Genomic DNA, 10669 nt, shown 5'->3' on the forward strand with positions numbered 1-10669 from the left:
ACTTCGGGGTGGTGACGTCGTTGACGTTCGACGCCCGGCCGGCGCCCCGGATGACGAACTTCTACGTGGTGTGGGACTTCCAGGACGCGGCCGAGCTGCTCAAGGCGTGGCAGCGCTGGTCGGTGGAGGTGCCGGAGGAGATGACCGCCGGGCTCGGCTTCACCGCGATGGACGACCTCGACGACCCGGCGGTGGCCGAGGTGTTCGGGGCGATGGTGGGTACCGAGTCCGACGCCATGAAGCTGATCGGTGAGCTGGTGGAGCGGTGCGGGCGGGAGCCGGCGTCGGTGAACTGCCGGGAAATGGACTACCGGGAGACCGGCCTGTACCAGGCGGGGCTGCTCAGCGCGGTGAACAACCAGGTGATCGAGACCCCGCAGGGGCACATCGAGCGGCAGGGTTGCCGGTTCACCAAGGGCGAGTTCTTCGATCGCCCGATCCCGGACGAGGCGGTCGACCGGTTGGCGGAGGTCTTCCTCGCCGGGCGGACCGCCGGTGAGGTACGCGGGCTGGAGCTGGCGCCGTGGGGTGGCGGGTACGCCCGCACCGACCGGCACGCCACCGCGTTCGTGCACCGGGACACCTCGTTCAGCCTCAAGCACGCGGTGATGGTGGCGCCGGAGGCGACGCAGGCACAGAAGGAGGCCGCGTACCGGTGGGTGTCGCAGTCCTGGGGGGTGGTGCACCCGTGGGGCAGCAACCGGGTGTACCCGAACTTCCCGGACCCGGACCTGGTCGACTGGGGTACCGCGTACTACGGGGAGAACTTCGCCCGGCTGAAGCGGGTCAAGTCGCAGTACGACCCGGGGAACCTGTTCCGGTTCGAGCAGTCCATCCCGCTGGGCTGAGTGCCGGGCCGGGCGGTGCGAGCACCGATGTCGACCTCAGGTCGCCGGACGCCGGGCGAGCAGGTAGGCGCGTTCGGTCGGTACCTCGATGTCCGGCCAGGGGCGGCGGCGGACCTGGGCCTGCACCTCGAAGCCGACCCCGGTCAGGGCGGCGGCGACGTCGTCCGGGTCGAACAGGTGCCCGTCGACGGAGACCGGGCGGTCGAACCAGGTGTCCTGGTGCAGGGTGCCCGTTCCGGCGTGGAAGGACAGCAGCAGGGTGCCGCCGGGGCGCAGTACCCGGTGGAACTCGGCCAACGCGGTGGGCAGGACGGGGCGGGGCAGGTGGATGACCGAGTACAGCGCCAGCACCCCGGCGACGCTGCCCGCCGGCAGGTCGAGGTCGAGGATCGTGCCCTCGCGCAGGTCGAGTCCGGGGTACCGGCGGCGGGCCACCCGGACCATCTGCGGGGACAGGTCCACCCCGACCACGGGCAGGCCGAGGTCGGCCAGGTAGCGGGTGGTGTGGGCGGGGCCGCAGCCCAGGTCGGCCACCGGCGCCGGGTCACCGCCGGCCCGCACGAGGGCGGCGAAGCCGTCGACCAGGGCCCGGTCGAAGGGTTTGCGGTCGAGTTCGTCGGCGAACTGGTCGGCGTACGGCTCGGCGACCGTGTCGTAGGTGGCCCGGACCGACTCGGCCGGGAAGTCCTGCCTGGCGGGGTCGTCCGCCGTCGCCGGGTCGCGCTGCGTGCTCGGGTCGGGATCCGCCGGTCGGGTACGCGTCACGCCACCATCCTCCCGCTATGCCAGAAAAGTGCACATTAACACGGACGGATCTTGGCCGGTTTCCTCCGCCGAACCCGTCCACCGTGGAAAGGAACCCATGCGCGAGCACACTGTCGACACCGGCGGCCGGCACCTGCGGGTCGTCGAGGACGGCGACCCGGCCGGCCTGCCGGTACTGGTGCAGCACGGCACCCCGGGTGCCCCGCTGTTCTGGCCGTCCTGGGTGGCCGACGCCCGGTCCCGGGGCATCCGGCTGGTGGGCTTCGCCCGGCCCGGGTACGCCGGCTCGACCCGGCGCCCGGGACGGTCCGTCGCCGACACCGTCACCGACTGCGCGGCGGTGGCCGACGCCCTCGCCCTCGACCGGTTCGCCACCTGGGGGGTGTCCGGGGGTGGACCGCACGCGCTGGCCTGCGCCGCCGGGCTCGGCGACCGGGTGACGGCGGTGGCGGTGCTCGGCAGCCTGGGTCCGGTCGACGCGCCCGACCTGGTGGCGACCGACGGGATGCGGGAGGACAACGTCGCCGAGCTGACCGCCGCCGCGCAGGGTGAGCAGGTCCTGCGGCCGATGCTGGAGCCGACGGCGACCGCGATGGCCACGGTGGACCGGGCCGAGCTGATCGCCGGGCTCGACGACTTCCTCGACTCCTCCGACGCGCAGGTGGCCCGGGCCGGGTTCGCCGGCGCCCTGGTCGACGGGATCCGCGACGGACTGCGCGCGGGCGTGGACGGTTGGGTCGACGACGACCTGGCGCTGGCCCGCCCGTGGGGGTTCGCGCTGTCGGCGGTCGCACAGCCGGTCGGGGTGTGGCACGGGGTACGCGACGCGATGGTCCCGGTCGGGCACGGCCGCTGGCTCGCCGACACGGCCAAGGCAGACCACGTCGCCCTGTCCGCCGGGGACGGCCACCTGGCGGTGCTGGCCCACCGGGTCCCCGACGTCCACGCCTGGCTGCTCGCCAGCTTCTGATCCGAGGGAGAGAAAGATGAACGAGGAGCAGTCGGCGGATGCCGGGCAGCGGGTGCTGGTGGAGGGCTGGGCGGAGGACGTCGCCACCCTCAACCCGGTGCTGGTGCAGGACACCTTCAGCGCCCTGGTCTCCGGGTTGTGCTTCGAGGGGCTGCTGACCTCCGACGGGACCGGGGAGCTGCTCCCCGCCCTGGCCGCGTCGGTGCCGACGGTGGACGACGACGGCCGCACCTACCGGTTCACCCTGCGCGAGGGGTTGCGCTGGTCCGACGGGCACCCGTTGACCGCCGCCGACGTGGTGTTCACCTACGGGCTGATGACCGACCCGGCGTACGAGGCCCTGGGCAGCCCGCACCGGGGTGAGCTGACCCGGCACCTGGCGGAGGTGACCGCCCCCGACCCGCGCACCGTGGTGTTCCGGACCCGCACCGTGCACGCGCCGTTCCTGGTGGCGCACGGCCAGCACGGCATCCTGCCGGCGCACGTCCTGGCCGGTACGGACCCGGCGGCGTTGGCCTCGGCCGGGTTCAACGACCTGCCCACGGTGGTCAACGGGGTGTTCACGGTCGCCGCCCGCACCCCCGGCGAGGAGATCCGCTTCGCCCGGAACCCGCACTACCACCGGGGGCCGAGCCGGCTGGACGGGTTCGTGTACCGGATCTTCCCGAACGGGCTGGCGGTGGCCGAGGCGCTGCGGGCCGGCACGGTGGACGTCGGGCTGATCGACCCGTCGCGGTTGGCGGACCTGGCCGGGCTGCCCCACCTGCGCACCGAGATCATCGACCTGCCGACCGGCAACTTCTACGCCTACCAGCTCGACCCGGCCACCCCGGCCGGACGGATCCTCGCCGACGTGCGGGTACGGCGGGCGCTGCTGCTCGGACTGGACCGGGAGACCCTGATCAAGGAGGCGTACCTCGGTCAGGCCAGCATCGCCGACTCGGTCGTCCCGCCGACCTCATGGGCACACGACCCGCAGGTCACGCCGACCTATCCGTACGACCCGCAGCGCGCGGCGGCGCTGCTGGACGAGGCGGGCTGGCGGGTCGGGTCGGACGGGGTACGGGAACGCGACGGCGAACGGCTGCGCATCGAGTTGGTCGCCGGCACGAACACGAAGGTGTGGGTGGACACCGCGCACGCGCTGGCCGACGGTTGGCGGCGGCTGGGCGTGGACGTGGCGCTGACCCTGCTGGACTTCGCCGAGCTGATGGGCAAGGTGCTCCAGCGGCGGGACTTCGGGGTGTTCATGCTGGCCTACACCTGGGGGCAGGAGCCGGACCAGTCGGAGTTGTTCTCCTCGGCGGCCGACCTGAACTGCTTCGGTTTCGCCGACGCAGAGGTGGACGCGCTGCTGGCGGCGGCGACGTCGACCCTGGACCGGGCCGAGCGGGTCCGGCTGTACCACCGGTACCAGGCGCTGATGGCGGAGCTGGTGCCGGCGCCGATGCTGTTCTTCCTCAAGGGCGTGTACGGCGTCCACCGTCGGGTGCACGGCTACCGGGTGGCCACCTACAACCAGTTCGGGGCCCGCCCGTGGATGCACGAGGTGACCGTCGACGACCAGGGTCACGCAATTGACCAGCGACAATAGATTTCGGCGTTCCGACCCGACGGTTGATCGACTTAGGATGGCGACCATGGTGCCTCTGCGGCGCGGACTGACGCTGGTGGCCTATGCGCTGCTGGTACCGGTCGGGCTGGCCGTGCGGCTGTTCGGCGACCCGCTCGGGGTACGCCGGCCGCCCCGGGACAGCAACTGGCGGCCGGTGCCGGACCAGCCGGCCGACCTGGACCGGGCCCGCCGGCTCGACTGAACCCGTGACCGGCTCCGCTCCCCCTCCCCCGCCCCACCGGAGGCCCGAAAAATGATCATCCTTGGTGTCTCGGCCTTCTTCCACGACTCGGCCGCCGCGCTGCTCGTCGACGGCCAGCTCGTGGCGGCGGCGGAGGAGGAACGGTTCAGCCGGTACAAGCACGACAGCCGGTTCCCGGTCCACGCGATCCGGTTCTGCCTGGAGTCCGCCGGGCTCCGCCCCGGCGACGTGGACCATGTCGTGTTCTACGAGAAACCCCGGATCAAGGCCGAGCGGGCGATCACCACGATCCTCGCCGGTGCCCCGGCGACGTACGGGCCGTTCCGCCGGTTCCTGGCCCACGGCGGGCAGCGGCAGGCCGTCCGCGACCTGATCTGCGCCACCGTCGGGGTACGACCGCACCAGGTGCTCTTCGTCGAGCACCACCTGTCGCACGCGGCGTCGTCGTTCTTCGCCTCCCCGTTCGCCTCGGCGGCGACGCTGACCATCGACGGGGTCGGCGAGTGGGCCACCACCAGCATCGGCGTGGGGTACGCCGACTGGCGCGGCGGCGGCACCAACCGGCTCCAGCTGCTCCAGACCCTGCACTTCCCGCACTCGCTGGGCATGCTCTACTCGGCGTTCACCGAGTTCCTCGGCTTCCAGGTCAACGAGGGCGAGTACAAGGTGATGGGGCTGGCCGCGTACGGCACCCCCCGCCACCGGGCCGAGATCGACCGGGTGGCCCGCTGCTACGACGACGGCAGCCTCTGGCTGGACATGCGCTACTTCCGCTACCACCGCTCGACCCGGCACGGGTTCCATCCCCGGCTCGCCGAACTGCTCGGCGTGCCGCCCTGCCGCCCCGGGGTGGAACTCGACCCGACCGCCGCCGGCCCGGCCGGTGAGCTGGCCCGCCGGTACGCCGACATCGCCGCCAGCCTCCAGCAGTTCACCGAGGACGCGGTGGTGGCGATGGCCCGCCGGGCGGTGGCGGTCACCGGGCAGCGCCGGCTCTGCCTGGCCGGCGGGGTGGCGCTCAACGGGGTGGCCAACTACCAGGTGCTGCAACGCGCCGGGGTGGAGGAGCTGTACATCTCGCCGGCCCCCGGCGACTCCGGTGGGGCGCTCGGCGCCGCCCTGTACGCCCACCACGTCCTGCTCGGCCGGCCGCGTACCTGGGTGATGGAGCACGCGTACTGGGGTGCCCGGTCCACGCCCGGTCAGGTGGTCGACATCCTGGACCGGGCCGGGATCGCCTACACCCGCCACGACGATCCGGCCGAGCTGTCGCAGGCGGTCGCGGACCTGCTCGCCGACGGGGCGGTGGTCGGCTGGTTCCAGGACCGTTTCGAGTGGGGTCCCCGGGCGCTGGGCAACCGCAGCATCCTGGCCGACCCGCGCGGCCCCGGCGTGAAGGACCTGATCAACAAGAAGGTGAAGTTCCGCGAGCCGTTCCGCCCGTTCGCCCCGGCCATGCTGGCCGACCGGGCGCCGGAGTACGTCGACGGTGGCGGCACCGAGCAGTGGCCGACCCGGTTCATGCTCATGGTGATGCCGCTGGCGGCGCAGTTCGGGGCCACCGCACCGGCGGTCAACCACTTTGGGACCGGCCGGGTGCAGACGGTCACCGCCACCTCCAACCCGCTGTTCCACGCGGTGATCGACCGGTTCCAGGACCGCACCGGGCTGGGCTGCGTCCTCAACACCTCGTTCAACCTGCGCGGCGAGCCGATCGTGGCGACCCCGCAGGAGGCGTTGTCCACCTTCGACCGCAGTGAACTCGACGCACTGGTGATGGAGAACTGTGTCATTTCGAGATCTTGAGAAGTCGCACCGGGACCGCCGCTACCAGCTGGTCCCGCAGTTCGCCGAGTACGACGCGAACGAGCTGTACCTGCGGCCGTACCTGACGTTCCTGCACCGGCCGGGCATCGACAACCCGGTGTTCCACACCGACGCGGTCGGTTTCCGGTTGTCCGACTCCCCCGCCGGGACGGTCGACACCGCCCGCTGGCGGGAACTCGGCGGCGGTGGACTGGTGCTGGGCGGCTCGTTCGTGTTCGGCGTCGGCGCCAGCAGCGACGCCACCACCCTGCCGTCGCAACTGGCCCACCTGTCCGGGGTACCGCAGCTCAACCTCGGCATCTACGCCGGCAACTCGTTGCAGGAGCTGATCGCGGCGGTACCCTTCCTGGGGCAGGCGTCCACCGTGGTGGTGGCCTCCGGCATCAACAACGTGTTCGCCTCGCTCCAGTCGCTGGGCCACAACGAGCTGTACGGTCCGCTGTTCTTCGAGGGGGCGGTGGCCACCCTCGGGCGGGCGCCGATCGTCGACCTGGCCGCCGCCGTCGACACGGCCGGCCCGGTCGGGCTGGACGACCGGGCCGCGCACGCCGCCGGGCAGGTGCTGCCCAGCGCCGTCGACCACGACGACCTGACCGCCCGGATGGCCGCCGCCCGGGACCGCCAGCTCCGCGACCTGCGCATCCTGGCCAACGCGGTACGCGACGACGCGCGGGTGCTGTTCTGCCTGCAACCGTTCGCCGACCCGGTGCTGCGGGAACCGACCGAGCCGGAACGGGAACTGCTGAACCTGCACCAGGAACGGCAGGGGCCGTGGCTGACCGCCCGCAACCACGTCGCCGCCACCTGGGACGGGTACGCCCGGCAGCTCGCCGAGGGCTGCGCGCGTCTGGGGGTGGACTTCCTGGAGCTACCCGCCCGCCGGTTCACCGGTTGGTCGTTCTACGACCGGGTGCACATGACCGACCACGGCTACCGCCAGGTCGCCGAGACCATCTGGGAGAAGCTGTGCGCGCACTGATCCGGGTCGTCACCGACGCGGTACTGGCCCTGTCGCGGCGCAGCCGCCGGGACACCGACGGCACCACGTCCCCACCGGCCCCGGCGGGCGGAGACAGTGGCACGGGTGTGCCGTCGACCCCGCCGCCACCGGAGCAGCAGCGGGAGAACACGTACCCGCTGTGGTGATCAGCCGGCGGTGGCCTGCTGCCAGGCGGCCAGCACGGCGGCTTCCCGTTCGGCGGTGAGCCACGGCTTGTGCTGCCCGGCCTCCCTGGCCAGACCCGCCGCGTCGAGGCCGCCCAGCCACCGCCAGGTGTCCGCGACGGTGTCCTGCACGTCCCGGCAGCGCAGCCCGGTGCCGGTGACCCGGGACACTCCCACCTGGTAGGTGGCGGCCAGCCGGTCGCTGGCCGGCAGCCAGATCGGCAGCTCGCTCCAGGCCCGTACCCCCTGGTCGAGCAGGAAGTCCCCGGGTACCCACACCAGCTCGGCGGTGCTGCCGGTCACCGTCCGGCAGGCGTCCAGCAGCCCGGCCATGGTGGTGTGCCCCGGTTCGGAGAGTACGTTGTACGGCCCGTGCCGTCCGGCCAGGCCGGCGGTGAGCAGCCAGTCGGCCAGGTCCCGACAGTCGACGTACTGGAGGGGCGCGTCGGCCGGACCGGGGGCGAGGACGGTGCCGCCCCGGGCGATGCGCAGCAGCCACCAGGGCAGCCGACCCACGTACTCGTACGGCCCGAGGATCACCCCGGTACGGGCCAGCAACGCCCGGTCCCCGAAGGTCTCCCGGACCGCCTGCTCTCCCCCGGTCTTCGCCATCGCGTACGCGTCGAACGGGTCGTCCCCGGTCGGTGGCCGGTAGGTGACCCGGGGGGCGTTCTCGTCGAACCCGGGTGCGGCCGGCCACCGGTACACCGACAGGCTCGACACGTAGACGTAACGGTCCACCGTGTCGGCGAGCAGGGCGGTACTGGCCCGTACCGCCGCCGGGTCGTCCCGCCAGGTGTCGACGACCAGGTCGAACCGCCGGCCGGCGAGCTGCCGCAGGTCGTCGGGGTCGGTCCGGTCGCCGTACAGGCCCTCCACTCCGGCCGGGGGTTTCCCGCTGTGTCCGCGGCTGAAGGTGGTCACCGTCCAGCCGCGCCGCTGGGCCTCCTCGGTGACCGCCCGGCCCACGAAGGCCGTGCCGCCGAGCACGAGCAGTCGTACCGTCATCGGGTCTCCTCCCCCTCGGCCACCGCGAGCGGGGCCCATCCGGTGTCCGCGGTGGTGGCCGCGTCCGGCGGCTGCCAGGCCCGGCACCACAGTTCCACGGCGAGCAGGCTGTACAGCGGCCAGTTCGGGCCCCGGACGAAACCCCGGGCGGTGGCCCGTAGGTCGGCCAGGGCCCGGTCCGGGTCGACCAGGCCCTGCGCGACGCACCGCCCGTCGACGATCAACTCCCGGGCCACGGTGACGTTGTGCCGCAGGGCCCGCTGGTACATCCCGGCGTAGGAGCCCTTGATCGGGGCGTCGGCGGCCTCGGCGGGCAGTCGGCCGCGCATGGCCCGGCGCAACGGCAGCCGGTCGCCGGTGTGGTCGAGCAGCCGGTGCACGGGGGCCCGCAGGGCGATCTCCACCAGTGGTTGGGACAGCAGCGGGTAGATGCTCGGCCGGTACGGGTTGCGGTGCTGCCGGTCGACGGCGTCGCCCCAGTAGGCGATGCCGAGGATCTGGTTGGCCCGGGCCGCCGGCAGTGCGGCGGCGTCGGGGGGCAGTTCCACCGGGGTCTTGGCGGCCAGGTGGAGCCAGGCGGGCTGCGGGAAGTCGAAGTCGGCGCCGGTGAGGGCCGGCTCGTGCGGCTGCCGGCGGCGGCGCAGTTCCCGGCGGGCACCGGCCAGCATCGACGGCATGCTGTCGAGGCCGTGGCGGCTCTCCCGCCACGCCTGCACGAGGGCGGGCAGCAGGTTACGACCCCGGGCGTGGTCGGCGAGGTAGCCGGGGGCGTTCTTCATCAGGAACACCTGGTCGCCGCCGCCACCGCTGAGCGCCTCGGTCTCCTGGCCGGCCTGGGCGGCGAGGAACTCGTTGAGCCGGGCCTCGGTGAACTGCAACTGGGGTGCGTCGGCGCGGGGCAGCGGCCCGTGCGGCGGGGTGAGCGGCAACAGACCGTCGGCCTCGATGACGTCCAGGCCGGTACCGAGGCGGTCGGCGACCAGCGCGGCCAGGGGCTGCTCGTCGACCGACGGTCCGGTGGAGAAGCGGACGAACCGGGGGGTGAAACCCGGTGCCGGTTCACCGTCGGGGCGGGCCGCCCAGCACACCGCCGAGGAGTCCAGACCGCCGGACAGGTCGAGGGTGGCCCGGGGCGCGTCGGCGATCCACGCCCGGGTACAGGCCCGCAGCGTGTGGCGGAGTTCCTCGTCGGACGGCAGGCGCCCGTCGGCGGTGGCGGCCACCCGCGCGGCACTCCACAGCGGACGTTCGACCTGCCGGGCACCACGCCGGGTCAGGATCGTGCCCGGGGGCAGTTGGGCCACCCCCCGGAAGGCGGTCCGGGTGGTCGGGCAGGGCCCCTGGGTGAGGAACGAGCCGAGCCGGTCGAAGTCCACGTCGGGCCGTGCATGGAGCAGATCGGTGAGCAGTTCCATCCGGGTGGCGAAGACCAGCCCGCTGCCGTGCCGGGCGTGGAAGCAGGGCAGCAGGCCGATCGGGTCACGGGCCAGCAGCAGCGTGCCGTCGGGGCGTACCGCGGCGGCCACGTAGCGGCCCCAGGTGCGACGGGCGAGGCTGCCGTCGGCGTCGAGCCAGTCCAGCGGTACCGGCGCGGTGCGCCGCCGGCCCAACTGTCCGCCGACCCCGAACAGCCGGCCGAGCACCAGGCCACGGGTGGTGGCCCCGTCGCGTACCGGCAGGGGTGCGTCGTCGCCGGGCAGCGGGGAGCGGCGGGTCAGGGCCGCGACCGCCCAGCCGTCACCACGGACCACCCCGGGCCCGTCGGGGCCGGCCAGCTCACGCAGGCGCCGGGCCGGTTGCCGGTCGGGGTGCAGGTCGACGTACCCGGCAAGGTCGGTCACGGGGACTCCGTCAGCGGTACGGTGGGCGGGCCGAGCACCAGTACGGGGGCGAGGGCGTCGCGCAGTTCCGGCGCGTCGTCGAGGACCCTGCCGGCACACTCGACGTAGGCGCGGCAGTGGAACGGGAACTTCTGCACGCCGACGACGAGGACCGCCGGCAGCCCGACCCGCCAGGCATGCCGGGCGAGAGCGGCGGCCGGGGCCATCGGATGGGGCGCCTGCGGCAGCAGCCGCCGTACCGTGAGCTGGGCCTGCACCAGGCGGTGCGGGTCGGCGAACGGCCGGCGCCGGGACGGGATGGCGGCCAGGTCACGGCGCAGTCGTACGGTCAGCCCGAGCAGCCCGCCGTGCCGGGCGCTGCGGTCGCAGTCGCGCAGGTGCCGGGCGGCGGTCAGGAGCAGGGTGGGGCCGGGTGGTACGACGGGCGGC

11 protein-coding genes are annotated in these 10669 nt (G+C 73.5%); 7 read left to right on the top strand and 4 right to left on the bottom strand.

Translation table 11 applies throughout. From position 1 onward, the window contains the following. Positions 1-848: BBE domain-containing protein (locus GSF22_RS24205; protein WP_208816033.1), on the top strand; the 848-nt coding region annotated here is incomplete at its 5' end. Positions 849-884: 36 nt separating this feature from the next. On the opposite strand, the gene GSF22_RS24210 is transcribed toward GSF22_RS24205, so the two are convergent. After that, complete coding sequence (locus GSF22_RS24210) at positions 885-1613, bottom strand: class I SAM-dependent methyltransferase (protein ID WP_208816034.1); 729 nt, start codon at positions 1611-1613, stop codon at positions 885-887. A gap of 97 nt (positions 1614-1710) precedes the next feature. On the opposite strand from GSF22_RS24210, the gene GSF22_RS24215 reads away from it, so the two are divergent. Genes GSF22_RS24215 through GSF22_RS24240 form a run of 6 tightly spaced genes read left to right on the top strand, consistent with a single transcriptional unit; the run spans position 1711 to position 7373 of the window. Beyond that, the gene (locus GSF22_RS24215) at positions 1711-2583 is read left to right on the top strand and encodes an alpha/beta hydrolase (protein WP_208816035.1); all 873 of its coding nucleotides are present in this window, start codon (positions 1711-1713) and stop codon (positions 2581-2583) included. A 16-nt stretch (positions 2584-2599) separates the two neighbouring features. Further along, a complete protein-coding gene (locus tag GSF22_RS24220) occupies positions 2600-4177 on the top strand; it encodes a peptide ABC transporter substrate-binding protein (RefSeq protein ID WP_208816036.1) in 1578 nt (525 codons plus the stop codon). A 46-nt stretch (positions 4178-4223) separates the two neighbouring features. Further along, entirely contained in the window at positions 4224-4400 is a 177-nt protein-coding gene (locus tag GSF22_RS24225; protein WP_208816037.1) for a hypothetical protein, read from the top strand. A gap of 51 nt (positions 4401-4451) precedes the next feature. Further along, entirely contained in the window at positions 4452-6206 is a 1755-nt protein-coding gene (locus tag GSF22_RS24230) for a carbamoyltransferase family protein (RefSeq protein WP_208816038.1), read from the top strand. Then, complete coding sequence (locus GSF22_RS24235; RefSeq protein WP_208816039.1) at positions 6187-7206, top strand: hypothetical protein; 1020 nt, start codon at positions 6187-6189, stop codon at positions 7204-7206. The genes GSF22_RS24230 and GSF22_RS24235 overlap by 20 nt, the downstream gene beginning before the upstream one ends. Beyond that, the gene (locus GSF22_RS24240) at positions 7194-7373 is read left to right on the top strand and encodes a hypothetical protein (protein WP_208816040.1); all 180 of its coding nucleotides are present in this window, start codon (positions 7194-7196) and stop codon (positions 7371-7373) included. Before GSF22_RS24235 ends, GSF22_RS24240 begins: the two co-directional genes overlap by 13 nt. On the opposite strand, the gene GSF22_RS24245 is transcribed toward GSF22_RS24240, so the two are convergent. From GSF22_RS24245 to GSF22_RS24255, 3 genes are all read right to left on the bottom strand, one after another. After that, positions 7374-8399: an NAD-dependent epimerase/dehydratase family protein gene (locus tag GSF22_RS24245; RefSeq protein WP_208816041.1), complete on the bottom strand. Its 1026-nt coding sequence runs from the start codon at positions 8397-8399 to the stop codon at positions 7374-7376. Then, on the bottom strand, positions 8396-10240 hold the full coding sequence (locus tag GSF22_RS24250) for an asparagine synthase-related protein (RefSeq protein ID WP_208816042.1): 1845 nt from the start codon (positions 10238-10240) through the stop codon (positions 8396-8398). The genes GSF22_RS24245 and GSF22_RS24250 overlap by 4 nt, the downstream gene beginning before the upstream one ends. Then, positions 10237-10669, bottom strand: a 433-nt coding sequence (locus tag GSF22_RS24255; protein WP_208816043.1) for a lasso peptide biosynthesis protein, incomplete at its 5' end; no start/stop codon positions are given. The genes GSF22_RS24250 and GSF22_RS24255, both read right to left, overlap by 4 nt.

This window comes from Micromonospora echinofusca (assembly GCF_017614955.1).
Taxonomy (GTDB): domain Bacteria; phylum Actinomycetota; class Actinomycetes; order Mycobacteriales; family Micromonosporaceae; genus Micromonospora; species Micromonospora echinofusca_A.